This window comes from Burkholderia sp. BCC0322 (assembly GCF_902833045.1).
Taxonomy (GTDB): Bacteria; Pseudomonadota; Gammaproteobacteria; order Burkholderiales; family Burkholderiaceae; genus Burkholderia.
On record NZ_CADFDU010000004.1, the window covers coordinates 203,670 to 228,167 of the forward strand.

Genomic DNA, 24,498 nt, shown 5'->3' on the forward strand with positions numbered 1-24,498 from the left:
CTGCATCGGCCTGCCCGACGCGAGCGACGTTGACGCTTTCCCGAAGCCCCTCGTTACCGAGATGCAGCGCACGCTGCGCTTGCGCATCCAGATCAACCATGTCGAGAACGGCGGCCGGATGATCGACGTGCATGTCCGCGTCTTGCCCGAAAGCACCGCGCGCCGCCATGCACCGCCGATGCCACTGTGCGTCGTCGCTCTCGCGGGCGAGCAGGCAGCCCAGGTCGTACGCCCGCCGCGGATCTGCGTCACCGATCGCGACGCGCTGCCGCGCCACACACGCAATCGGGTCGCCCTGCTCGTCGACATCGGCCCCGATCTGCCGGATCGGCCACATTCCCGTGCGGTCGAACGGCAATCGGCCGTTTCCGCACCGATTCCGCGCGGTCGACACGGCAAATCAGCCACCCTTCGTTCGTCTGACGATCCTTTACATCCCGTCGGCAACCCTACGCGAGCTTCCACTGGCAGAATCGCGACGGGCCGACCATCATCGCAGCAATGCAGTGCCGAACGTGCGCACGCGCGCCCCAGACCAACAATCCCCCAACAGTGCGCTGGGCGGGTGGCTGGCGGTCCGCATCGCGCTGATTTATTATCGGCTCCGTATCCTGGAATCGTCGTCGCGGCGACGATCCGCATTGCGCCGCGCCCGGCATCCACCCCCAACGTCGAGCTCGTCACACCATGAGAAAAACAATGCCGCGCGCGCCCTTGCGCGTCGCCGCCGTCCTGGCGCCAGCCCTGCCGCTCGCGGGCTGCGCATCGCGCGGCGCTCCGTCGTACGTCCTGTTCGGCGCGTATTTCCCGCTTTGGCTCGTCAGCGCGATCGTCGGTGTCGTCGGCGCGATCGTCGCGCACCGCGTATTCGTCGCGACCGGCTGGGCCGCCACGGTGCCCTACCAGCTGGCCGTCTGCACCGCGATCGGGCTCATGGTCGCGGTAATCGTGTGGCTCACCGGCACGGGGCCGTTCGCATGAAGGCCGCCGGCATCGCCCGCCCCTCCATCAAAGGCCGCGTGATCGCACTGGCGATCGTCGCGCTCGGCATCGCGGCACTCGTGTACGCGTACCACCGCACGACGGCCTACCCGTCCACCGACGACGCATCGATCGACGCGGACGTCGTGCACGTCGCGTCGCCGGTCGGCGGCCGCATCGTGCAGCTCGCCGTGCATGAAAACCAGCGCGTCGCGAAGGGCGACCTGCTGTATGTCATCGATCCGGTGCCGTACCGGTTGACGGTTGCGCAGGCGCAGGCCGACCTCGAGCTCGCGCGCGCATCGCTCGACACGCGCCGCCGTTCGCTGATCGGCGAGCGCTCGAACGCGGCCGTGGCGGCCGAGCAGGTCAAGCGCGCGACGCAGAATCACGACCTTGCGACGCGCGACGTGAACCGGCTCGCACCGCTCGCCGCGCAGGGCTACGTCAGCGCGCAGCAGTTCGACCAGGCGAAGGTCCGCCAGCGCGACGCGGCCGTGTCGCTCACGCAGGCACAGGAACAGCAGCGCGCGTCCGCGCAGACGATCGGCGACGAGGCCGACGCGATCGCGACGCTGCATGCGCGCGAGGCCGCGCTGGCCCGCGCGCAGCACGCGCTCGAAGACACCGTCGTGCGCGCGCCGCACGATGGCCTCGTGACGGGCCTGAGCGTGCTCGCCGGCGAAACCCTTGCGCCGAACCAGTCGATCTTCACGCTGATCGACGCGAGCGAATGGTTCGCCGTCGGCAACTTCCGCGAGACGTCGCTGAGCCGCATCGCGGTCGGCGACTGCGCGACCGTCTATTCGATGATCGACCGCAGCCGCCCGCTGACGGGCAAGGTCGTCGGCATCGGCGCAGGCATCGCCGACAGCGCCCGCATCAACCTGCCGCGCACGCTGCCGATCGTGCAGAACTCGGTGAACTGGGTGCACGTCGCGCAGCGCTTCCCCGTACGCGTGAAGCTCGACGAACCCGACGGCACGCTCGTGCGCGTCGGCGCCAGTGCGATCGTCGAGGTCCGGCATGGCACTGCCTGCCGCTGAGGTTCGCTCGCCGGGCCCGCGCGAAGTCCTGCGACTGCTCGCGCCGTTTCCGGGGCGCATGTCGATTGCCGTGCGGGTTGCGCTGATCTGCGCGCTGACCGCGCTCGTGACAGCCGCCTACGGCACGCCCGAAGCCGCGCTGTCCGCGTACGTCGTGTTCTTCATGATCCGTGCCGACCGCGTGACGAGCGTCGTGCTCGCTGCCGCGCTGCTGGTGATCGTCACGATCGTGATCGGGCTCGTGCTCGGCATCGCGATCTTCAGCATCGACTATTCGATCCTGCGCGTCGCGTGCATGGCCGTGCTGTCGGTCGGCCTCCTGTACCTGACGTCGGCCAGCAAGCTGCGCCCGGTCGGCGCGATCCTCGCGATGATCGTCGGCTTCGGGCTCGACCAGCTCGGCCTCGCACCGTTCGGCGAAGCTGCAACGCGCGCGCTGCTGTACATCTGGCTGACGATCGCGATCCCGGTCGGTGTCGCGATCGTCGTCAACCTGCTGATCGCACCGTCGCCGCGCAAGCTCGCGCACGCGCAACTCGCGAAGCGCTTGCGGCTTGCCGCGCAGCGGCTGCGCGGCGACGATGCGGCGCGCGACGCATTCGACGCCAGCCTGCATGAAGGCGACAAGCAACTGCTCACGTGGCTCAAGCTGTCGAAACTCGAAGGCTCGTCGTCCGCCGCCGACTTCGCGGCGTTGCGGCAGGCCGTGGCATCGAGCACCGCGCTGCTCGTTGGCGTCGCGCTGGCCGATCGCGAACCGGACGCGCGTCTGCCCGACGCATATGCCACACCGATCGCCGCGACACTCGACGAGATGGCCGACATCCTCGACCAGGGCGGCTACCCGGTCGACGTGACGCTCGCGCTCCCGCCGACCGACACGCTGCCGCCGCTCGCGCGTGTTGCCGCGACCAATCTCCAGGCGGCGATCACGCATTTCGCGGAACCGGCCGCAACGACCGATGTCGCTTCGTCGGCTTCGTCGGCTTCGTCGGCTTCGTCGGCTTCGTCGGCTTCGTCGGCTTCGTCGGCTTCGTCGGCTTCGTCGGCTTCGTCGGCTTCGTCGGCTTCGTCGGCTCCGACGACAGCACCCGACGCATCCGGATCCGCAGCCGCCCCGCCCCCCGCGCCACACGGCGGCTTCTTCCTGCCCGACGCGCGCAGCAATCCCGACCACATCCGCTACGCGCTCAAGACGACCGCCGCGGCGATCTTCTGCTACCTGCTGTATTCGCAGCTCGACTGGTCGGGCATCCATACGTGCGTCGTCACCTGCTACATCGTGTCGCTCGGCTCGACGGCCGAGACGGTCGAGAAGCTCACGCTGCGGATCTTCGGCTGCATCGTCGGCGCGCTGCTCGGCACGGCGGCGCTCGTATTCATCGTGCCGTCGCTATCGTCGGTCGGCCATCTGATGGCGCTGGTGTTCGCCGGCGCGTGGCTCGCCGCGTGGGTCGCATTCGGCTCGCCACGCATCGCGTATGCCGGCTTCCAGATCGCGTTCGCATTTTTCCTGTGCGTGATCCAGGGCGCCGGCCCCGGCTTCGACCTGACGATCGCACGCGATCGCACGATCGGCATCCTGCTCGGCAACGTCGTCGTGTATCTCGTGTTCACGCGCATCTGGCCCGTCAGCATCGGCAAGCAGATCGACGTCGGGCTCGCCGCGCTGATCGACCAGTGGCGGCGCCTCGTGCAGGTCGCGCAGCCGGCCGAGCGGCGCGCGCTCGCGGCCGAGGCGTTCGCCCGTCACGGCGCGATCAGGCAGGAGCTCGGGCTGGTCCACTACGAACCGTCGTGGGTGCGGCCGGCCGCCACGTGGCTCGCGACGCGGCGGCGCGCGCTCGCGGAACTCGGCGCACTCGAAGGCCCGCTGTTCCTGCTCGCCGAGCGCAAGCCCGGCGACGCGGCGATCGGCGCGCAGCTCGCCCGCGTGACCGAACCGCGCGACGACGAAGCCGCACCCCATGGAGCACCGTCCGCGCCATGGGCCACCCCGCCGCATACCACCCCGACCGACCCCGCACGCGACGCGCTGCTGAACCTGATCGACACGCGGCTCGCGCACATCGCCGATGCCGCCCGTCAAGCCACACCGAAGGAGCCTGCCCCCCATGCGCCTACCTGAACCGCCGGCCGCCTCGATCGCCGCCGCCGCCCTCGCGACCGCCGTCGCGCTGGCCGGCTGCGCGACGTCGTCGATCGATCTGGCGCCGGAGGCGTCCGATCGCCCATGGCAGCCACAAACGTCGGCCGCGGGCGACATCGTGCCGGGCCCGCCGCGCGCGTCCGCACAAGGTTCGCACGACTACACGCTGCCCGCGTCGCCCGCGCTCGCGTCAGTCTCGCCGCCGGCCGCGCTCGATGCCGCGCACGCATACACGCTGCCCGAGCTGATCGATCTCGCCGAATCGGCGAACCCGCTGACCCGCATCGCGTGGAACGACGCGCGCAACGCCGCGCTGGCGGTCGGCCTCGCCAAGACCGCCTACCTGCCGAGGCTGTCCGCGACGGCCATGGGCGGCTACCAGGCAAATCACGGCACGACGTCGTCGATCCTCGGCGATTCGTCGAGCAACTCCACCGTGCACGGCACCATCTCCGCGCTGTCGCTGCAATGGCTGCTGTTCGATTTCGGCGGCCGCGCGGCGCGCGTCGAAGCGGCCGAGCAGGCGTCGATCGCATCCAACGTCGCGTTCACGGCCGTACACCAACAGGTGATCCACGACGTGACCGTCGCGTACTACCGCTACGAAGCCGCACGCGCGCGCGCGCTCAGCGCCCGGCAGGGTCTCGCGAACGCGGATGCGATCCTCGCGGCCTCCCGCGCGCGTCTCAAGCACGGCGTCGGCACAGTCGTCGAGCTCGCGCAGGCGACGCAGAATCGCGCGCAGGCAAATCTCGCGCTCGTGCAGGCGAACGGCACGGAGAGCGACGGCTACCTCGCCCTCGTCTCCGCACTCGGCATCTCGCCGCTGTCGAAGCCGACCATCGCCGCGCTGCCGAAGCGGCCGCTGCCGCCCGCACTCGGCGCGTCGGTCGACGCGATCGTGTCGGATGCGATCGCGCGCCGCCCCGACCTGCAGGGCGCGTTCGCGCTCGAAAAGGCCAATCGCGCGAAAATCAAGGCTGCGGAAGCCGCGTTCATGCCGAAGATCTTCCTGTCCGCGTCGACGTCGTACGCGAGCGGCGGCACGTCCATCTCCGCGCTGCCCGCGATCGGAGACCAGGCACCGACCGTCAACCTGAACGGCAGCCGCTACGGCGGCGGCGTGTTCCTCGGCGTGACGATTCCGCTGTACGACGGCGGCCTGCGCTCGGCGGTGCTGATGCAGGCGCGCAACGATGCGGAAAGCGCATCCGCGCGCCTCACGCGAACCAAGGAGGAAGCCGTTCGCCAGGTCGTCGCCGCGCAGAACGCGGTACAGACGAGCCTTGCGTCGCACGACGCCGCGAAGGCGCTCGTCGATGCCGCGCAGACGAGTTACGATGCGGCGCTGACCGCGTACCGGAACGGCGTCGGTTCGGTCACCGATGCGACGATCGCGCAAAGCCAGTTGCTGGCCGCCCGCAACGCGGAGGTCGACAGCTATGCCGGGGCGCTGTCCGCTGCCGCCGCGCTCGCGCTTGCGACCGGGACGATCGGCTCGGCGCAGTAGCTCGACCGCCGCGAGGCGGTTGACGCATGCGCCCGCCGCCCACTAGAATGCCGCCCATTCTCCCTTCAGGAACCATCGTGGACAGTTGCAGCACTCCGTTGCGTGCGCCGCTTGCCGCCTGAACGCCTGTCCGCCGCAGTTCTCCTGCCGGGCTCGCGTTCCGCGAGCCGCACACCTCCCCGTTTCACACTGAATGACGCATTCGCGCGGTACAGTACCGCGCGATAACGGCCATCTTCGCGTCGCTTTCGGCCCTGCGCCGCTGCAACGCGAAACGGCACGCGCGCCTAGCACGGCAGGACAACCATGACTTTCGATTTCGCACTCCGTCTTTTCACCGCGTTCGCCTGCGGCGTCGCCATCGGCCTCGAGCGCCAGATGCGCCAGCGCACAGCCGGCCTGCGCACCATCACGCTCGTCGCGAGCGGCGCATGCCTGTTCGTCACGCTCGGCGTGCTGACCGGCAATGGCGTCGCCGGCGTCACGCAGATCGCCGCCTACGTCGTGTCGGGCGTCGGCTTTCTCGGCGGCGGCGTGATCATGCGCGACAAGGGCTCGATCCAGGGCATCAACACCGCCGCGACACTGTGGTGCTCGGCGGCCGTCGGCGTGCTGTCCGGCTCCGGCCATTTCGTGCCCGCACTTGCCGGCACGGGCGTCGTGCTGCTCACCAATACGGTGCTGCGCGGCGTCAGCCAGGCGATCAACGCGACGCCGGTATCGAACGCCGATCTCGTGCGCGAATACCAGATCACCGTGATCTGCCTGACCTCCGACGAGGTGCACATCCGCACGCTGCTGTCGAACTCGATGTATGCGAAGCCGCTGTCGTTCCAGAGCCTCACGAGCGAGGACGTGCCCGACCAGCCGGACCGGCTGAAGGTGACCGCGACACTGAAACTGCATCCGAAGGATCAGCAGAAGCTCGAGCAGATCGCGAGCCGGATGAGCATGGAGAAGAGCATTTCCAGCGTGAGCTGGACCGCGAAGGAAGCAGAGCCGATGATGGAGTGAGCCGCCTGGCGGCAGCAACCTCTCGCGCTGCCGCCCTCACTCCCTGTCAGGGCGTCTCGATCAGCCCGGCCGAGATTGCCTTGACGACCGCCTGGACCTTGTTCGTCGCGCCCAGCTTCTCGAGGATGTTGTTGACGTGGAAGTTGACCGTTCGCTCCGAGATGCTGAGGATCTGGCCGATTTCGCACGCGGTCTTGCCCTCCGCCGTCCAGCACAGCACCTCGCGCTCGCGCGCGGTCAGCGTGACGCCCGCCGCCGGCGACAGCTTCGGCACCATGAAGCGGCTCATCAGCGAGTGCGACAGGTTCGCGAGCCAGTTCGTCTGCAGCGTCAGCATGTTGATTTCGGCCGGCGTCAGCCGGTCGGCATGGCGGGCGATGCTCAGCAGGCCGAACGCGCCGCGGGCCGCCCAGCTCGACTGCGCCACGCCCACCGACAGCCCGAAGTCACGCGCGTCCTGCCACAGCGGGCACGGGTCGATCCGGTCGACGTCCGGCCAGACGATCATGTTGGTGCTGAGCGCGCCGTCGCGAACCGTCGAGTCGATCTCGATGTAGTTCTGCGCCTGGTAATGCGCCATCCAGCCGTCTGGATAGGTATTGAAGATCGCGACCGCCGGCTTCGAAACGGGCAACGGGACGCGAATGCCGTAACAGCAGTATTCGAATCCCAGCCGTTTGGAATAGGCGGCGATCCGCTGGAAGAGCTGCTGCTCGTCTTCCGCGGCGCTGAATTGTTGATAGGCATCCTGCCAGCGCAGTTCCATTCGTTCTCCGACAACGTCACGCTGTCATACTTGTCAGGTTCCAGCCCCCGTTCGAGGCTGATACATTCCGCGCATGACTTCACCTTTGCTGCACCCAGTCTCCGGCCCGTCCCCGGACGGCTACGTACGCCTGTCAGAAGGCGCACTGGCCGTGCTTGCGCTCGACCATGTCGCAAGCGGCCTCGACGCATCGCTGCTTGCGGAATTGCGCGACAGCGCAATCGACGCACGCCTTGCCGGCTATACCGAATGGCATCGCCCGGCCAGTGCCGGCGTCGCTTACGTGACGATCGGCTGGGACTGGTATCTCGAACGCGCGACGGGCACGTTCGTGATAGCGGGCGGCGACGTCCGCAGCAACGTGATGGCCATCGACGCCACGGGCACCGACATCGGCATGTTCCGCACAGCCGCCGCGCTCGCCGCACGACTCGCGTGCATCGACTGGCCCGCCGCGGTCGCGTCGGCCCTGCTCGGGCGCAACGACGCCTATCATGCCGGTCCGACGCTCCAGTGACAACTGGCTGCGCATCTATTCATCGGACAATTTCCACGATGCTGGCGCTCTTTATAAGCAAAAGCCGCACGGTTTTCAATCCCGTTGATCAAGAAACCGTTACCACGTCCTAAACGACGTCTTTCCAACGGCACCCTGTAAGAGTTACCAGTTACAGCCCCCTCGTGCTGCGCGATGTAATGCATACATACAAAAGCACAGATCCGAGGACACCATGCGGACCTTCGTTCACGAGGAAGGGCGGTTGCCACACGAACTTGCAGCGGATCTCGGGCGCTATCGGCGCCGTGTGTTCGTCGAGCAGCTTGGCTGGGCGCTCCCGTCGGCGAACGAAAGCTTCGAGCGCGACCAGTTCGATCGCGACGATACCGTGTACGTGTTCGCGCGAAACGCCAGCGGCGACATGTGCGGATGTGCGCGCCTGCTGCCGACGACGCGCCCGTATCTGCTGAAGTCGCTGTTCGCCGACCTGATCGCCGAAGACATGCCGCTACCGCAATCGGCCGCCGTCTGGGAGCTGTCCCGGTTCGCGGCAACCGACGACGAAGGCGGGCCGGGCAACGCCGAATGGGCCGTGCGCCCGATGCTCGCGGCCGTCGTCGAATGCGCGGCGCAGCTTGGCGCACGGCAGTTGATCGGCGTGACGTTCGCGAGCATGGAGCGGCTGTTCCGCCGGATTGGCATACACGCGCACCGCGCAGGCCCGCCGAAGCAGGTAGACGGGCGTCTGGTGGTCGCGTGCTGGATCGACATTGATCCGCAAACGTTTGCGGCACTAGGAATCGAGCCGGGGCAGGCAACCCGGCAAGCCATCGCCGCCTGAACCGAAACGCGCGTTTCCGTCCGGGCGGCATTGTAACGAAGGAGAACAACGTGGACCAGTCTCAGGTCTTTCGCGCGATGATGCCCGGGTTGACGAGCGCCAACGGCGCCCGCATCACGGTCGCCTACCCGTCGTTTCCCCGGCCGCTGCCGCTCGTACGGCTCGACCGTCGCGGCCTCGTGTTCCGGGCTGCCGGCGCCGCGCCGCTCGTCTGCGGGCTGCCGCGCGCGGCGACACTGCTGGCCGCTGACGAACCACTCTGCTCGCTGCGCCTCGTGATCCGCGACATCACGCCGGCCGACGACGGCCGGCATGACCTGACGATGCAGCCGTCCGGCGCCGTCGGCGACGAATTGCTGTGGCATGCGTTGCGCGATCGCGAGCCCTATCGCCGGATTCGACAACCGCTCGCGCCCGTCGACACATCCATCGCCGCCGACGGCGAGCCGCACGGGTCGGCCGGCGAAGCCGTGCCGCGCCCGTCACGCAGCACGGCCTTCCGGCTGCCGTGCCACAGTGACGCGCTGTTCTTTGCCGACTGGCTCGAATATCACTTCGACGAATTGCGTGCGCTGTCGCAACAGCATGGGCCGCAACTGCAGCTCAACCAGCTCGAGCGACAGGTGGCCGACGACGAGGTCGGTGTGCGCTTCGTCTACGACATCGATGGACACGCAACACGGCACGCGCTGACCGACTGCGCGCGCGAGGCCTGTGCATGGATCGAGACGGAGATGCGCGACAAGTACGCGTTACCGGTCGCACAGGAGCGCTTCAGCGCATTTGCGGCCCATGCCCGGGCTGGCGGCATGTGAATGCGACGCCACAGGAAGTTGTATCGATACAACTAGGGCTTGCCATGACTCGGGTTTTCCCTTAAATTTACACCTGTCTCCTCCATGTCTCCAAACATGGATTCAGCCCGCTCAATGTAGCGGGCTTTTTCTTGCCTGCGCGAATTGCGGGGACACATCCCCTTCCGCCCCGCCTAACCTGCCGGGCGCACACCAGGCGGCCGCGGCCAGTAGTGGTGCACCGCAAATATCAGCGCCACCGCCCCGATCATGGCCAGCAGCAGGTACAACCAGCCCTTTTTTGTCGTTGGCAGGTCTGCCAGCGCACTCACGTCGCCCGTCAGGGCCATCAACGCGACCATAGCGAGTCCGGCCAGCACCATCGTTCCCTTGGCCACCCATCCAAAGGCAACCTCAAGCGCGCCCGCCCATCGCGACTGGCGATAAGGGCCGGTAACCGGCCGACGGAGATCGGGGTTACCCATTTGAGGCCGCTCGTCGGGAATATGCACGTCGGCCTATCGATCGGCAGGCCGAGGCAAAAGCAGCACGTCGAAGGTCGTCCGGACCAGCACCCGCTGCAACAGGGTGCGCGCATTTGATCGGAAGCGTCATGTTTTTTCTTTCGCGAGACGAGGTACGGCGGGTTCGATTCGTTTGGCCGAAAGTTTGGCCAACACGAGCCCATTTCGTTCGATACGATGAGCATGCGCCGAGGCGCGATCCGTTCGCCCCGCGCAACCCGGATCGGCCGGCTTATCATTGACCGGCCCGCCACTCGCCCCGAGGCCATCTTGCACGCCCATCTGCGCATTGCCCGCCCGGTCAGCAACCTCGCCCGCACCGAGCGCATGTATCGCGACGCCCTCGACCTGTCCGTTCTTGCGCGCTTTGAAGATCACGACGGCTTTTCCGGCGTGATGCTCGGACGCGAGGGCCTCGACTATCACTTCGAATTCACGCACTGCCCCGACCATCCGATCGCGCCGTCGCCAACGCCCGAAGACCTGATCGTGTTCTACCTGCCCGATCGGCCGGAATGGGAAGCCGCCTGCGCGCGCGCCACGGAACATGGCTTCATGCCGGTGACGTCGTTCAATCCGTACTGGGAAATATCCGGCCAGACTTTCGAGGATGCCGACGGCTACCGGATCGTGCTGCAGAACGGCACGTGGCGCTGACAGACGAACACGCGTGAGCCGTTACGCGCCGGCCAGACCGGCGGCGCGGGCGGCACACACGACGTGCCGGCGCAGCGCATGCCCTTCCGGCAACGCTGGATGGTCGAAATCGCGTGCAGGCTGATGCTGCATGCCGAGCCGCTGCATCACGTGCCGTGATCGCAGGTTGGTGTCGGCCGTCCACGCGAATATCTCGCCGAGCCCGATCCGATCGAACCCGTCGGCCAACGCGGCGGCGGCCGCTTCGGCAACGTAGCCGTGCCCCCAGGCGTGACGCGCCTGCCGCCACACGATCTCGACGCACGGCGCCATCGGATGCGTTGCACGCACTTCGCGCGACAGGCCGCACACCGCGATCAGCCTCGCATCGGCGCGGCGCTCGACCGCCCACGGGCCGAAACCGTGTGCATCGAAATGCGCGTCGAAGCGCGCGATGACGTCGCTCGCCTCGTCAACGGACATCGGCCCGCGCGCGAGCCATTCGGCTACAGCCGGATCCGCGTGCATCGCCGACAGCGCACCCGCATCCATCGGCTGCCAGCGACGCAGCGTCAGCCGTTCGGTTTCGATCTTCGACGGTGTGGACATGCGGGAGGCGGATCGTTCAGGCGACGTACGTGAGCGCTATCGCAAACCCGAAAGTGGAACGGACGAAGGAGAAATCGGGACCGCCGCTTCTGCCGGCGACGATCCGGGGAACAGGAGACGAGAAACGGGCGCTGGCGCGCTCGTGGCGGTTACTCGTTTTCCTCGAAGAAACAACATTCCATGACACATATGGCCATACCAAAAAACCTACGCTGAAAGCTACGCCCCGATATTTGTAAGCCTCACCGTAGATGTGAAGCTTTAGCACCATCCCTCCGCTATTTTGGCTTATTAGTGCCAGACGGGTGTTGCCGGGGTCGGAACTTCCAACCAAATCTCCGTCGGCGACATAAAATCAACTACGCGATGCGCGTATTCTCGAAGAGGTTACCGTTGCCTGCACTGCTGCAAGGACTGGAGTGGTGAGAGTAGCAAACTTTCGCCGTAACCTCTCCATGCTCTAATCTGGCTTGTTAGCGAATTTTTTTGCGGAACGAACATGAAGAAATTATCGGGCGCCGAAGTTAACGACATTCAATTGATCCTCTGGCGCAATCGAGATCTGATCGATCTCGCGAGTAAGCGAGGAATAGTCGGCTTGGGCATACCCGAAAGTGCGAACTTCACGGCACGACGGAAAGGGCTGCTGGCCTGCGAGTATGTCGTCGAAAGCGACGGACGGAAAACCGAACGATATGGGCGGTTAACCGAACGCTTTGAAAAAGTGCTTACGCATGTACTCAACGGGCGCCCAGTGCACACAATGACTAGCAATGACTGTAGTGCGATCGCTGCAAGGTATTCGGAGTGGCTTGACGTGTTTGGTGTTGCGTGGTCGAACCTTCTTTCAGAGGCTCATTCCCATGAATGAGCTTCCGATTGAGATTCCAGATGTCGACGCGTTGCTCGCACTCGAGCCCGAAGAACTCGCCGGCAAAATGCTGCTCCTTTTACGCGCCCGAGGGGAACACCGGGCCTTCAATGTATGGGCGCTACGCACAGAACAATGGGAGCATCAAATCGCATTGAACGGTCGGCCACAATACCCCGCAAACCGCCGCCAGGAAATAGACCTGGCGATCGCAGAGGCACTGGCCTGGCTTGAAGCGCAGGCGCTGATCGTCCCCGATGACGGCGTAAACGGCCAGAACGGATTCCGCCACCTGAGCCGTCGCGCACGCCGCTTCGAGAACGAGGCTGCATTTGTCAACTACCGCACCGCCCGTCTACTACCGAAAGACTTGCTGCACTCAGCGATCTCAAATGATGCATGGCTGTCCTTTATGCGCGGCGCCTATCCAACGGCCGTTTTCGAGGCGATGCGTGCCGTCGAAATCGCGGTCCGGACTGCAGCCGAATATCCCGCAGCCGACCATGGCGTGCCGATGATAAGGAGAGCCTTTGCTCCAAATACAGGTCCACTAGCTGACCATACCAAGGACGTAGGTGAGCAAGAGGCCCTGTCCGCCCTGTTTGCCGGAGCAATTGGGTCGTACAAAAACCCCCATTCACATCGAAACGTACCGATCGACACGCCGCGCGAAGCCGTCGAAATGATTATGTTGGCCAGCCACCTGCTGGGCATTGTCGACGCGCGAGCGGCACAGAGACAGGCTGCACAATGAGCTAGTCGGAAGATATCGAACGGCGCTTCGCGTTCGCTTCCTGTCGGGGGGACCAGCGACACCCCATTCCCGCCTTATGCAGCAAGCCTCCATGCCGAATTTGGCGTAAATTTGGCGTAACGCGAAATCACTTCGGCTCGGCCACCATCTCGTCAGCCGGATAGAGTTGCAGCATCGCGCGCGCCGCGTCGACATTGGTCGTGTGCAGCCACTCGTCATAGTCGGCCGGACGCAGGATCACGACCGATCGCTTCTCGTCGCCGAGGCGGTGCATGTGCTTCATCACCGGGTGCTCGTCGGCGTTCACCGTCAGCATCGCCATCGCGAGCGTCTCGACACCGTCGGCGCCACGCCACGCACGCCAGATGCCCGCGACGCAGTATGGCCGCCAGTCGCCCACGCCGATCCGATAGCTCACGTGCTTCCCCGTCTCCCAGTTCGGCTCGTACACCCACTTTACGGGGATCAGGCAGCGCTGGCCGGCGCGCCACGCTGTGCGGTACGCAGGCTTCTCGGCGACTGTCTCCGATCGAGCGTTGACGGTCATGAACTTCTTGCCGGCAGGCTGAAAAGCCTTCGGCATCATCCCGAAGTTTGCGGCCACAGCTTCGGCGCCCTCACCTGCCGAGCGCACGATCGGTGCCAGGTAGTCTGGCCAGATCTCATCCTTCCACGGAGCGCGGCGGTACAGGTCGCTGAACGGCTCGATCCTCAGTTCTCGCAGCTCGAAGTCCTCGTGCGGTGCGCGGTAATTCGTGCACATAGACCGCTCCCCTATTTTCGATCTTGACGGCCCCATCTTACCCCGGGATACACTGTGTTTTTATACAGTGGTGACGACGTGATCAAGCCGCAGTGGGCTTACATTTGGGAGTACGGGTTCCAAGGCGACAAGAACCGCCTGAGGACCCCGATCGAGCTCACGAAACAAGAATTTGAATTTTGGATCGATCAGGACGCAAGAGCCGTGTTCCTAGGCACGTGCACGCCGATCGAGGCCACTAGGATCGACCGTAACCGTGTGCCGCTCACAGATCCACGATTCAAGATGAAGCCGTCGATGCCGGAATTCGACGCTCCGTCGGATGCAGAGCTTCGCGCCCTCTGGCGCGAGTACACTGACCTGCAGGTACGCTGGCTGATCCTCGAGATTCTGGCTCTGCGGAAATCGCTCGACAGAATTCAGGAATGGTTCGACTACGTCGACAAGAACGTCCAGGATCGAGGGGAGCTCAGTGGTGGGAATGGGAAGTTCCAAGAGCTACGCCACCTTCTCCGGAAGGAAAAGGGGCGCGCTGGGATGATGTGAGTCGTCGGCGCGCCCCGCAGCCTTTACTTCTTCACAGGCTCAATACCCCAGCACTGAGCCGATCGATCACCCTCCGGGATGGCCGACGGGTTGTATTTGCATTTGTTGATTGTGTCGAGCGCCACCTTGTACCGATCGACCAGCGGATCAGCGATGCTGGCCAGGTGTGCATCTCGCACCGTCTGGTCGGGCGTGCTGCAGTCGGTGCCCATATGGGATACGTCGGGCCTGTAAATTCCACCAATGGGCGACACCAATCCCTCGATGCCGGCGCCCTCGATGACCTCGTAAAGCACCTGCGACGTCGGCTTATACGTGTTCACCACCACCATACCTTCGTCGTTGACGGTTCGAACCTCTTTTGGCCCCGCACACGACACGATCGGCCGAGCCGCGAAAATGACTCGCCCCTTGAGATATTCGCGTGCGCCGTACACCTGCAGGTCGCGCTTGAACCGATCAACTTCGGCGCTCCGCAGTGCCGAATCGATGTATCCGGACATATCGTCGAGCTCGAAGTACACCAGAGCCCATTCGCTGATGTTGGTTTTCGAGTTTGCAATCTCGGCGTCAGTCGGCCCTACGCCACCGTTTTCACTCATGACGATGTCGTGCAGCTTCGAACCGTTGACGACGCCTGGATAGACCGCGATGTCGGCTCCCCTCGCCTTGAATGCGTTCTGCAGCGCGCTGATCGTCGGCTGTACATCGCCGGCGGAAGCATCTGGCGCGGACGCGGCACTCGACACATCCGTCGCAGCAGCCATAGCGCGTGCGCGCTGCGTCGATACCAACGGCGCCCCCGAATACGCAAGGCGGATTGCCGGACCGGATGCGGAAGGCGTCGACGAATCGTCGCCGCCACCACACGCCGTAAGTGTGAGCCCAGCCAGAACTGCGGAAATCAGCGTTTTTTTCATTGTGTTCTCAGGTCGGAAGTTGTTATATCCCCGGATCATGAATTTTACATACTCATTACAGATTCGGGAAATGGAAAGCCCGCAGCAAGTGCGGACCCAAGTTAGAACAAGCCGGCCGGCTGCGCCGCGTCATCCCAACTGAAGATGATCAGTTCGCTCCGCTCGACGCTTCGATGCGAGCCGGCCACCGTGTACTGCAGCGGCACCGTCTCGATGTGAAATCCGTCGAATACGCGACGGATCTGCTCGTGGTCGTTCAGGCTTACTATGGCTCGCCCTTTGATGCGGCGGAGCCTCTCCGCGATCCGCTCGTACTCAGCGAACGGGAAATCGACACCGTAGCCGCGCGTCTCGAAATACGGCGGATCGAGATAGAACAACGTGTGCGGCCGGTCATAGCGATCGATGCAATCCGCCCAGTCCAGACGCTCGATATATGCGCTCGCGAGGCGCAAGTGCGCCGCGGATAATTCTTCCTCGATCCGCAGCAAGTTCAGACCCGGCGGCGCAGTGGTAGCCGTGCCGAACGTCTGCCCGTGGACAATCCCGCCAAAGCAGTTTTTCTGCAGATAGTAGAACCGCGCCGCACGCTGGATGTCGGTGAGCGTTTCCGGCGCCGTCTGCTTCAGCCACTCGAACACCTGCCGACTGGTGAGCGCCCATTTGAACTGCCGCACGAATTCCTCGAGGTGATGCTGAACGACGCGATACAGGTTGATCAGTTCGCCGTTAACGTCGTTGATCACCTCGACCTTTGCCGGCGGCCGCATGAAATACAACGCAGCGCCGCCCGCGAACACTTCAACGTAGCAGTCGTGCGCCGGAAAGCGCGGAATGAGATGGTCTGCAAGGCGCCGCTTGCCGCCGATCCACGGAATAATCGGATTTGCCATTGTGAAAGCCGTATTTGAACTTGGTGTAGAATCCGGCCCGCCTACGTAGGTATGCAGGGCCTTGGCTGATTCACTGGCACAGACAGTGGAAAAGCGACCGAGGGGCGTGTTACCGCACGCCCCTCGGTCGCCCTGTTTCTATCGGAGCGCCGCGCCCGTCAGCGCGTCGTAGTCGCTTTCGCACTGCCGCCCGGCAATGCCCCGCTCGTCAGCGATTCGCGCGAATTCTCCCGCAGCCTCGTCAGTCCGGCCGAACATGTCGGCAAGCAGATCGAGGGCGCCGACGGCTGCCGCGCCTCCGGTCGCATCGCCGGGATCGCGTGTACGGGCGATGAGCTCGTCGACTTGCTGGCGCAGGCTGTCAGCAGAAGAAGCAGCGCGGGCAGCATCAGCGCGCGCCTGATCACGTTTGTTCGAAGCATCTTCAGCGTTCCCCTGTTGTTGGCGCGCGATTCGGTCGCTTTCGTCGCGCTCGACTACGAGCTCGCGAATTCGCTGCGCCTGCGTTTCTACAGTGTGAGATTGGTCGGCGTCGCGATGGCCCTTGAAATAGCCGGCCGCGGAACCGATGACCACCGCCGCGACGATTGCGAGCCAAACCCGCGGATCGAACCAGGTCATAGCCCCTCCGAGTACGTCGTGCTCGTCGAGCCAAACGATGCCGTCAGCACCTGTCGACGCGGCTTCGTCCCGATCGGCGCGAGGCCGATGTGGACCCACGTGCCCTCCTGAATCAGTTGGTCGAATTCGATCGACGACGCGCTGATCGCCCGGCAGATGTCGAGCGGTGCGCCGAACTTTGGACAAACGAAATCGGCGGCCAGGCCCGACAGATGCGCGCTGGTCGGAACGCCGCCTACCGCGCGATTGAGCGCCGCCGCTCGATAACCCGAGGTGATGATCACGGGCCGCCCGCCGAGCACGTCGCGTACGCGCTCGAGCATTTCGGCCGTCCTGCGAAGGTTCGCCGCGACGGCGGGAGACGGCGTGTTATCGATGCCGCGCCGGCGCGCCGTGTCGCTCGCGGTCAACTCCTCGAGCGTGAAATGTGCTGTGAGATTTCCCATGTTTATTTTTCTCCGAATACCCGTTTTGCATTTCGTCGCAGCAGCACCTCGAGGTACTGCGACCCGACGATGCCCAGCGCACTACCGAGGCCGAGCAACGCGATCGGCGGCAAATCCGGGATCTGCAACAGCGCCAAGCCCGCGACCATCGACGTCGCCGAACCGAGCACGGCACGCCCAGCCACAAGCCGAAACGTGAGCTGCTCGCTACCCACCAAAACTTTCGCAATGCCAATCAGTCCGCCCATGAGAATCAACTCCAGAATCGTCTTTTCGTGCTCTTGCATTACCGCTCCCCGTTCCCGCCCCGTAAAAAGAAAGGCCGCCAATTGGCGGCCCATCACACAATTCCCGTCGCATCCAGCACCATGAAGCGCGAATGCCACTGTTCTCGAAACCCTGCCAAGTTTGGCTTTCGGCCACCTCCGTACATTGTTGTCCCCCACGAAACCCTGTCCCCGCTCACGCGAATTGAACTCAACTCGACGCCTCCAGGGTCATAGCTCCACGCGTGACGTACCGGATAAATTCCCGAGACGATGATGGGAACGCCGTATGCTCGAGAGTCCCACGGCGGGCTCGGAGCACCAGCTACCATCCACCCATCCCCAGGAACATATTCGTTATAGATAACGTCGAGCACGCGCAGAAAAGGTTTGGACGAGTCAGCAATGAGACGCCCTTGCCCGTTGAACACCTGAAGCCCGAAATTTCCAGACGCCGGCGGCACCTGATCGAACTGAAAGAAATAGACGGTGCACGGTCGCTCAGTTACAAATCGCAGGGTGTAAGTAGCCCGGTCAAAATCGGTACTCCAAATCGTGATGCCAACGCCATCTGACGCATATACGCCGTACATCGGACCCGCCGTTGCATTGAACGCAAACGCGACACTAGGAAGAGTCACGTTGAATGTTTTTCCTGCATCGTTGATCGCGAGGCGTAGCGATGTGTCCACCGCCTGCGCCGACATCGCCTGCACCACTTGGTAGTTGGGGGTCAATCCATCGATTTGATACACGCCCGTATCAGTAAAAGCCTGAAATCCTGCCGGCATTAATACACTCCATAAACTATCCAACCGGGCACCTGCGTGTACGCATTCGACCCACTCGTATTACCGCTGTACCGCCAGCTCACGCCGTTCCGGTCGATCGCAATAATCGGAGATGGCTCGGCACCTGAAACGCGATAGAAAATGCGGGCGGGCATGAACGACCAAAATGGCTCCCCGCCGGACATGTCCGCTGCCACACGTCCATCCCCACCACCAGTCCACGCGATACCGACGACTCGCCCCGCACGCGACCTTGCATCGAGGATGACTCGTCCGGCGCCGTCGAAAATCTGGAGCCCAGTATTCACGCCCACCTCCCCCAACGCACACGAAGCACACCGTTCTCGTCGTATGTGCGCGCGCCGTTGTTGTCATAGACCGTCCGTCCCCCAGCCCCGTCCGGCGAATTGATCTCGAACCATCCGCTCTTGTCGAGCCGCCAGCCCTGCCGGCCCGCGATGTAGTTGTCGGACTGGATGTAGCTGCCGATCATCGCGTTCGTGATCCAGCCGGAACCGATGAGCGCCTGGCGCAAGAACACCTGCCCGCCCTGCACCACGAACGGCACGATCGAAGCGCCGCCGTTGTTCGGGTCAACCACCGCGAAGCGCTGGGCCGACACCAACACCTGCGACTCGACAATACCGCTGTCGTTATTGATCCCGATCCCAATCCCTGCGATGTACGTGCGCCCGTCCGACGTGATCTGCGTCTTGATCTGGTACGAGGCAGACACCCGACCATTCAGGTCCGCGTACGACTGCGCAACCGTCTGCACGGCCGCGGAGTTTTCGTTGACCTGCGCACGCACCGTCGTGATCTGCTCGGCCTGCGCGCTATCCGCATCCGCCCTCGCCTTCGACTCCGTGCGAATATCGGCCACCAGATTCGCCTGTGTCGACTGCATACGCGCGGTTACGGATTCGAACCGTTGCGCCAGCGCCATATCGGCCTCGGCTCGCGCCGACTGCTCCGAATACACACCAGCCATTACCAGCGTAGATCCGGCTGCCTGGCCGCTGTCGCCAGCCATCGGCACATTGATCTGTGCCGAAACGGAATCGATCCGCCTCGACAACGCCGAGTCCCCATCGGCCCGCGCGCTTTGCTCTGCGGCAATCGCGGCCTTATTCGCGTTGGCCACCGCAGTCGTCGAATCGATGCGCGACGAGAGCGCGCCGTCTGCATCGGCACGAGCCTGCTGCTCGGCCGTGATCGCTGCTTTGTTAGCGCCGACGTCGGCTGTTACGGCGTCGACACGCTTGCCGAGCGCCGAATCTGCGTTCGCCCGTGTCGTCGCTTCCGATACGATGGCCGCCGCGTTGCCGTCGGTCTTGCTGACGACAGTATCGATTCGCGCCGATAGCGCACCGTCCGCATCGGCGCGCGCCGTCGCCTCCTGCTTGATGGCTGCCGCCGCGTCACCCACGCCGGCCGACACGGTATCGATGCGCTGCCCGAGCGAACTGTCGGCCGTCTGCCGCGCCTGCTGCTCGGCCGTGATCGCGGCACCGCGCTGTCGTGCCTCTTCGGCCACAGCATCTGCTCGATCCCGAACCTCCTTCGCGATCGCGTCCGCGCGATTCCGAATCTCCTTTTCGATTGCGCTCGCGTTATCCTCGACGCCTTGTTGAAGGCCCGGAATTGCGTCGATCGGCTTGCGCAAATCCTCGCCCAGCGCCGAGTGCGAAATCCGTCCCGCGAAATACTTCTCGTATTCCCCTTCGTCGGTTGTCGGCTGCCCCTGCACGCCCGGCCCGGCCGCCGGATACCACGGCCCGACGTTTCCTGACGTGTCGACGAGCCGAGCCCAGAAATAGAACACCTGGCCGACCGCGAGCCCTTGCAAGGACGTCGACGCCTGCGGATACGCGTAATCCGACAGCTTGATTGCATCGTCGCGGCTCGGCGTGCGGCTATACCAGAGCTCGGTGCGCTGCGTATCGCCGGCCGTACCGTCGCCCGGGAACGCCCAAGCCAGGTTGATCCCGAACACGATGCCGGTGGCCTTGAGCGACGCAACGGCCGGCGGCGGCGTCGTTTTGCCTTTCAGCTGCGTTTCCGCGCTGATCGCCGGCAGCGACGTAACGCCCATCACGTTCTGCGCGCGCACACGGGCCACATACCGCCCCTGATAAATCCCGGGCACCTCGACCTGCAGGCCACCCGTGCGCGGCACACTGACCCAATCGCCGTTGTCCTTCCTCCATTCCGGCAGGTACGTCACGGCGTTATCCGCGGCGTCCCACGCGATCACCATCGTCGTTTTGGAAATCCCCTGATCGACTGCCGAGTACGTCGTCACGCGCACGTTGGTCGGCGGCGCCTGCACCGATGGCGGCACGACCGTCACCGGCCTCTGCTGAATCTGTGCGCCGTCGTCGATTGCCGCGTATTTCCCCGGCTCGTGCATCGTCGCCGTGATCGTGTACTCGATGCGTCCGTCGTCGTCGCCTTCCTGAACGCTCACGACGCGATAGAGCTGCGCCGCGACCTCCGCGTTTTCCAGCATCCACACAGCACCGGGCACTGGATCCGCGTCGAAGCGATCGGCCAACGTGAGCACGTCGCCATCGACGGACTTCACCGCACGGTACTGAGCGATGCCCGACGGCAGAATCGCCGTGAAGCGGTCGCCGGGCGAAACGGTCGGCGCCTTGTCGAGCGTTACGACGTTGCCGGCCACCGCGCGAATGCGCCCGCCGATGCGTCGACCAGCCTTTCGCGGATCGGCGATCGCGATCACCTGGCCCGGGCCGACCAGCACGCCATCCATCCCGACCTTGAACGACACCGTGCCCGACTCGTAGCGCGACGTCAGGAGAAGCCATCGCCCGAGCCGGTGCGCCTGCGCCTGCGACGTGCAACCGAACGCCGTTACCTGCGTCTTGATGACGCCGTAACGCGCAATACCGTCGTCGTCCGGCACGTACTCGACCGCCTGTTTGTACTGGTTCGATGGATCGTTGTAGCTGACAAGCGCGACCGTGTATCGCGTCTTGCGCTCGCTCCCTACGTAGCGAAATGCCCCGTCGATCACGTTCGCCGCGGTGTAAACGTAGACCGGATCGGAAGGCATGTCCGCGGAAGCGACTACCGCACCCGGCCCCCAGTACGAAATGCCGCGGAACACGCTGGCAATATCTTGCAGCACCTTGTACGCGTCGGCGGCCGACTGGATCACGCAGTTGCACGTGAAGCGCGGTTCAACGCCGCCTCTGCCGTCCGACACCATGACGTCGCAATACCGCGCAATTTCGTACAGCCCCCACTTGTCGATCATCGACGCGTCGACCGTCTTGCCGAGGCCGTAGCGATCGTTCAGCAGCAGGTCGTAGAAAATCCACGCCGGGTTGTTCGTCCACGCCGGCTTGAACGTCCCGTCCCATGCCCCCGAGTACGTGCGCGTCTCGGGATCGTAGTTCGACGGCACCCGAATGATCAGGCCGCGAACGTGGTACGACCGCACCGGCACCTGCGAGAACGATCGCGCGTCAAACGTCATGCCGACGAGCGCTGTCATCGGATACCGCAGCTTGCGGTCAATCACCTCCGTGATCGCTTCGATATTCACCGTGTCCGCAATCAGTGAGCTGTGTGCGTTAGGCGTGATGCGGCGCACGCGGGCCAACCAGCCGGTTGTGGCGCGCGGCAACTCGATCCGGTGCGAGCGCTCGTAAAGCGACGTCGTCTTGCCATCGAAGGCCGACGACAGCACCTGTGCGTACGAGCCTCCGTCGACCGACAGATCGATCGCATATTCCACGCGATAGCCGAACACGCCGGTCGCCGGATCGCTCTTTTGCAGCGCCGGCAGGCCGAAGCGAATACGGACCGCCGACAGCTGCGTGTTTTGCACCTGCCGCACCCACGGCGCATCGGAAGTCAGCGGCACACCTACGGCTGATTCGCGCTCGACCGCCGGAAAGCCCGGCATGAACTCCTGATCGAGCGTGCCCGTGCGGACGTCGACACTGTAGCTCTGGAAGTTGACCGAGCCGTCGGAATTCTGAATCGGCGTGCCATCGAGAAAGACCGATTGCATGCCCTTCACCAGACCGACGATCGGCCCCTCCGAAATGGCGTCGAGCACCTTCGCGCGCGCGGCGGAATGCAGGCTGTCTGGCGATTCCCCACCGCCTCCACCCCCACCGCCTCCACCCTTCGCCCCGCTGATCCGCTTCGGCCCGGATTCCGCGTAAATCTTTTTCACACTTGATCCTCTGTGTAGATGCCCGAGCTGACGACTTTCGATCCGACGACCATCTCTCCGTACACGAGCGGCACCGGTTCGCCCTGAGCGGCGCTGTTCACCGCGCCGTTGAAGTAGTACGAGGTTCCGTTGTCGGCAGCACCGGCCAGCCCGGCCTGCTGCGGACTGAGCATCTGCGTGATGCCGCCGAGCGCCATCGACACGCCCAGCCCGATCAGCGTCGGCTGACTGAACACGAAGCCGGCCACGGCCAGCGCCGCGCCCAAAATCGTCTGGAACAGCCCCCCGCTCTTGCTGCCGATGATCACCGGCGCAATCCGAATCGCTTCGCCGCCGACCGGCGCGCTGAGATCGTCCTCGCTCAGGTTTCTGCGGCCGTTGAACACCGCGAACGTCAACCCGTTGTCGCGCGCGTCGAGCAGGAATTTCCGAAAGCCCGGGATCAGGACCGACAGTGCGCGCACGGCCTCCGCCGTCGACGAGACGGCCAGACGATGAACCCGACCGAATCGCGCACCCGCGATCCCGTAAAGCCTCACCTCGCGTAGCTTTTCCGTCACTTCGCACCCCCGATGTGCCGCAGCACCGTCGTGCAGCTATCCCGCCACATCGAACCCCACACCGCGCGGCACGACAGCCGCCCGTGCATGTGATGCGCGAACATGCCGTCACCCAGATACACGCCCGAGTGATTCGGCACGCCGTTTTTGCTCCGCACCTGCATCAGCAGCACGTCGCCCGGCTCGAGCTGCGCGTCGCGGCCCATATCGAGAAAGCCCGCGTCCTGGTAGTGCGCGATATACAGGTTCGAATACCCGTCGGCCCACCACCCATCCTTGCGCTCGAAATCAGGCAGCACGATCCCTCGCTCGGCGAGATACCAATCACGCACCAGCGAATAGCAGTCGAGAACGCCATGCACGTATTCCCGACCGTAAAGCGGCGCAACGTAGCCGCTCGGCCCGAACTCGCACCAGTTGTCGATGCCGATCGTCCCGTCGGCCTGCACGCCGAGCGAGACGATCACCCACCGCGGAATGCCTGCGCGCTCACACATCGCGCGATCACCCATGCTCGGCTGCGCCGTCCCGTTCGGATGCGAGTGCACCATCGCGAGGATTTCCCCCATGTCCTCCGCGTCCGCGTAATCCTCGGCCGCGAGTCCGAATCTCTCGGTCGGCGCCGCCGCGACATTGCGGCCAGGCACGTACAGATCTCCCGAAGCGGTTTCCACGATCAGCCCGCAGCACTCGCGCGGATACTCGGCAAGCGCGTGCGCCTCGATCGCCTGCTTGATTCGTTCGTCCATAAAAAAACCCGCCGAGAGGCGGGTCCGTTAAGAGAAGTTGGTCGACGGTCTAGGCGAGCGTGTCGCACAGAAAACCGCCGTGAGGCAGCGGGTTGTTCACTCCGAACCGGCATTCGCACCCGCTGATTTTCTGGCTGCAGCGGTCGAGCGCCGGGTCGCTCACCGGCCTGTCGTACTTGTCGAAGTACACCATGCCGGTATATCCGCACTCGGGCCCACGATAGCGCCACTGACACATGCCGACGATCTGGCGCGCGGGCACCTGCTGCCCGCCGAAATCGAGCGGCGACGACAGCGTGAATTCCACCTGCACGCCAGGCTGCTCGTCGCTCTTCTGCTCGATTCGCCACTGCTCTGGCGGCCACTGCTCGTTCGGGTCCGCGGTCGGGTTGCCATTCGGAAAATTCACCGCGTCGAGGTACTTCGCCAGCGTGCGCCGGCGGAACACCTTCGCGCCGACGAGATCATCGAGCGCAACGCACAGCGCCGTGATCGTGCCGTTGATGTCGCCGACCGTCAGCGTGGGCGCAGGCTGCCGCGCATCCGACGTCCGCTCGAAACCGGCCGCCTGGATCGGCCACGGCTTGTATTCCCACCCCTGCCACACAATCGACGTCGACTGCAGATGACCGTGAAAGCGCAGCACGTCTCCGTTGATCTCCGAGCAATCGACCTCGAAAAGCTCGAGCCGCCGACCAGGTTCGAGACTTTGAACGTCCGCGGAAATAGGCATATG

The 24,498-nt window shown here is 64.5% G+C and carries 28 protein-coding genes; 13 read left to right on the forward strand and 15 right to left on the reverse strand.

Going from position 1 to position 24,498, the window contains the following annotated elements:
- Positions 1-61 precede the first annotated feature (61 nt).
- The 6 genes from HWX39_RS14080 (at position 62) to HWX39_RS14105 (ending at position 6,700) form a co-directional block, all read left to right on the forward strand.
- On the forward strand, positions 62-691 hold the full coding sequence (locus tag HWX39_RS14080) for a hypothetical protein (RefSeq protein ID WP_175968681.1): 630 nt from the start codon (positions 62-64) through the stop codon (positions 689-691).
- Positions 688-981 carry a hypothetical protein gene (locus HWX39_RS14085; protein WP_175968682.1) on the forward strand — a complete coding sequence of 98 codons (294 nt, stop codon included), beginning with the start codon at positions 688-690 and terminating at the stop codon, positions 979-981. Before HWX39_RS14080 ends, HWX39_RS14085 begins: the two co-directional genes overlap by 4 nt.
- A complete protein-coding gene (gene mdtN, locus HWX39_RS14090; protein WP_175968683.1) occupies positions 978-2,027 on the forward strand; it encodes a multidrug transporter subunit MdtN in 1,050 nt (349 codons plus the stop codon). The genes HWX39_RS14085 and mdtN overlap by 4 nt, the downstream gene beginning before the upstream one ends.
- Positions 2,008-4,155: an FUSC family protein gene (locus tag HWX39_RS14095; protein ID WP_175968684.1), complete on the forward strand. Its 2,148-nt coding sequence runs from the start codon at positions 2,008-2,010 to the stop codon at positions 4,153-4,155. The genes mdtN and HWX39_RS14095 overlap by 20 nt, the downstream gene beginning before the upstream one ends.
- On the forward strand, positions 4,142-5,686 hold the full coding sequence (locus tag HWX39_RS14100; protein ID WP_175968685.1) for a TolC family protein: 1,545 nt from the start codon (positions 4,142-4,144) through the stop codon (positions 5,684-5,686). The genes HWX39_RS14095 and HWX39_RS14100 overlap by 14 nt, the downstream gene beginning before the upstream one ends.
- Positions 5,687-5,992: 306 nt before the next feature.
- Complete coding sequence (locus HWX39_RS14105) at positions 5,993-6,700, forward strand: MgtC/SapB family protein (RefSeq protein ID WP_175957749.1); 708 nt, start codon at positions 5,993-5,995, stop codon at positions 6,698-6,700.
- 46 nt (positions 6,701-6,746) lie between these two features.
- On the opposite strand, the gene HWX39_RS14110 is transcribed toward HWX39_RS14105, so the two are convergent.
- Positions 6,747-7,466, reverse strand: a complete 720-nt coding sequence (locus tag HWX39_RS14110; protein ID WP_011547409.1) for an autoinducer binding domain-containing protein — start codon at positions 7,464-7,466, stop codon at positions 6,747-6,749.
- Between the two features lie 73 nt (positions 7,467-7,539).
- Here HWX39_RS14110 and HWX39_RS14115 point away from each other — a divergent pair, with 73 nt between their 5' ends.
- From HWX39_RS14115 to HWX39_RS14125, 3 genes are all read left to right on the forward strand, one after another.
- Positions 7,540-7,983, forward strand: coding sequence for a DUF4902 domain-containing protein (locus HWX39_RS14115; RefSeq protein ID WP_175968686.1), 444 nt, complete (start codon positions 7,540-7,542; stop codon positions 7,981-7,983).
- Between the two features lie 214 nt (positions 7,984-8,197).
- Positions 8,198-8,806: an acyl-homoserine-lactone synthase gene (locus HWX39_RS14120; protein ID WP_124844087.1), complete on the forward strand. Its 609-nt coding sequence runs from the start codon at positions 8,198-8,200 to the stop codon at positions 8,804-8,806.
- A gap of 50 nt (positions 8,807-8,856) precedes the next feature.
- Positions 8,857-9,621 (forward strand): hypothetical protein, encoded by a 765-nt coding sequence (locus tag HWX39_RS14125; RefSeq protein WP_175968687.1) that lies wholly within the window; start codon positions 8,857-8,859, stop codon positions 9,619-9,621.
- A gap of 173 nt (positions 9,622-9,794) precedes the next feature.
- On the opposite strand, the gene HWX39_RS14130 is transcribed toward HWX39_RS14125, so the two are convergent.
- Positions 9,795-10,085 carry a hypothetical protein gene (locus HWX39_RS14130; RefSeq protein WP_175968688.1) on the reverse strand — a complete coding sequence of 97 codons (291 nt, stop codon included), beginning with the start codon at positions 10,083-10,085 and terminating at the stop codon, positions 9,795-9,797.
- Between the two features lie 309 nt (positions 10,086-10,394).
- On the opposite strand from HWX39_RS14130, the gene HWX39_RS14135 reads away from it, so the two are divergent.
- Positions 10,395-10,781 carry a VOC family protein gene (locus HWX39_RS14135; RefSeq protein WP_175968981.1) on the forward strand — a complete coding sequence of 129 codons (387 nt, stop codon included), beginning with the start codon at positions 10,395-10,397 and terminating at the stop codon, positions 10,779-10,781.
- A gap of 21 nt (positions 10,782-10,802) precedes the next feature.
- On the opposite strand, the gene HWX39_RS14140 is transcribed toward HWX39_RS14135, so the two are convergent.
- Positions 10,803-11,369: a GNAT family N-acetyltransferase gene (locus HWX39_RS14140; RefSeq protein ID WP_175968689.1), complete on the reverse strand. Its 567-nt coding sequence runs from the start codon at positions 11,367-11,369 to the stop codon at positions 10,803-10,805.
- Between the two features lie 499 nt (positions 11,370-11,868).
- Between HWX39_RS14140 and HWX39_RS14145 the strand changes: the two genes are divergently transcribed.
- Complete coding sequence (locus HWX39_RS14145) at positions 11,869-12,240, forward strand: hypothetical protein (RefSeq protein ID WP_016023172.1); 372 nt, start codon at positions 11,869-11,871, stop codon at positions 12,238-12,240.
- Positions 12,233-12,994: a TIGR02391 family protein gene (locus HWX39_RS14150; RefSeq protein WP_016023171.1), complete on the forward strand. Its 762-nt coding sequence runs from the start codon at positions 12,233-12,235 to the stop codon at positions 12,992-12,994. Before HWX39_RS14145 ends, HWX39_RS14150 begins: the two co-directional genes overlap by 8 nt.
- Before the next feature lie 127 nt (positions 12,995-13,121).
- Here HWX39_RS14150 and HWX39_RS14155 read toward each other — a convergent pair whose 3' ends face one another.
- Positions 13,122-13,757 (reverse strand): SOS response-associated peptidase family protein, encoded by a 636-nt coding sequence (locus tag HWX39_RS14155; protein WP_016023170.1) that lies wholly within the window; start codon positions 13,755-13,757, stop codon positions 13,122-13,124.
- A 78-nt stretch (positions 13,758-13,835) separates the two neighbouring features.
- Between HWX39_RS14155 and HWX39_RS14160 the strand changes: the two genes are divergently transcribed.
- Positions 13,836-14,303 (forward strand): hypothetical protein, encoded by a 468-nt coding sequence (locus HWX39_RS14160; protein ID WP_244134998.1) that lies wholly within the window; start codon positions 13,836-13,838, stop codon positions 14,301-14,303.
- 23 nt (positions 14,304-14,326) lie between these two features.
- Here HWX39_RS14160 and HWX39_RS14165 read toward each other — a convergent pair whose 3' ends face one another.
- The 11 genes from HWX39_RS14165 to HWX39_RS14210 all read right to left on the reverse strand — a co-directional run bounded on the left by HWX39_RS14165 (position 14,327) and on the right by HWX39_RS14210 (position 24,495).
- Positions 14,327-15,223, reverse strand: a complete 897-nt coding sequence (locus tag HWX39_RS14165; RefSeq protein ID WP_016023168.1) for a hypothetical protein — start codon at positions 15,221-15,223, stop codon at positions 14,327-14,329.
- Between the two features lie 101 nt (positions 15,224-15,324).
- Positions 15,325-16,116, reverse strand: coding sequence for a DNA adenine methylase (locus tag HWX39_RS14170; protein WP_016023167.1), 792 nt, complete (start codon positions 16,114-16,116; stop codon positions 15,325-15,327).
- Between the two features lie 138 nt (positions 16,117-16,254).
- Complete coding sequence (locus HWX39_RS14175; protein WP_016023165.1) at positions 16,255-16,737, reverse strand: DUF2514 family protein; 483 nt, start codon at positions 16,735-16,737, stop codon at positions 16,255-16,257.
- Positions 16,734-17,183 (reverse strand): D-Ala-D-Ala carboxypeptidase family metallohydrolase, encoded by a 450-nt coding sequence (locus HWX39_RS14180; RefSeq protein WP_016023164.1) that lies wholly within the window; start codon positions 17,181-17,183, stop codon positions 16,734-16,736. Before HWX39_RS14180 ends, HWX39_RS14175 begins: the two co-directional genes overlap by 4 nt.
- A gap of 2 nt (positions 17,184-17,185) precedes the next feature.
- Complete coding sequence (locus HWX39_RS14185; protein ID WP_175968690.1) at positions 17,186-17,470, reverse strand: phage holin family protein; 285 nt, start codon at positions 17,468-17,470, stop codon at positions 17,186-17,188.
- Positions 17,471-17,523: 53 nt separating this feature from the next.
- Complete coding sequence (locus tag HWX39_RS14190) at positions 17,524-18,240, reverse strand: hypothetical protein (protein ID WP_016023162.1); 717 nt, start codon at positions 18,238-18,240, stop codon at positions 17,524-17,526.
- On the reverse strand, positions 18,240-18,554 hold the full coding sequence (locus HWX39_RS36225; protein WP_244134999.1) for a hypothetical protein: 315 nt from the start codon (positions 18,552-18,554) through the stop codon (positions 18,240-18,242). The genes HWX39_RS14190 and HWX39_RS36225 overlap by 1 nt, the downstream gene beginning before the upstream one ends.
- Positions 18,545-22,453, reverse strand: a complete 3,909-nt coding sequence (locus tag HWX39_RS14195; protein ID WP_016023160.1) for a phage tail protein — start codon at positions 22,451-22,453, stop codon at positions 18,545-18,547. Before HWX39_RS14195 ends, HWX39_RS36225 begins: the two co-directional genes overlap by 10 nt.
- A complete protein-coding gene (locus HWX39_RS14200; protein WP_016023159.1) occupies positions 22,450-23,013 on the reverse strand; it encodes a tail assembly protein in 564 nt (187 codons plus the stop codon). Before HWX39_RS14200 ends, HWX39_RS14195 begins: the two co-directional genes overlap by 4 nt.
- Complete coding sequence (locus HWX39_RS14205; protein WP_016023158.1) at positions 23,010-23,762, reverse strand: C40 family peptidase; 753 nt, start codon at positions 23,760-23,762, stop codon at positions 23,010-23,012. The genes HWX39_RS14200 and HWX39_RS14205 overlap by 4 nt, the downstream gene beginning before the upstream one ends.
- A gap of 49 nt (positions 23,763-23,811) precedes the next feature.
- Complete coding sequence (locus HWX39_RS14210) at positions 23,812-24,495, reverse strand: phage minor tail protein L (RefSeq protein WP_016023157.1); 684 nt, start codon at positions 24,493-24,495, stop codon at positions 23,812-23,814.
- Between the last annotated feature and the right edge of the window lie 3 nt (positions 24,496-24,498).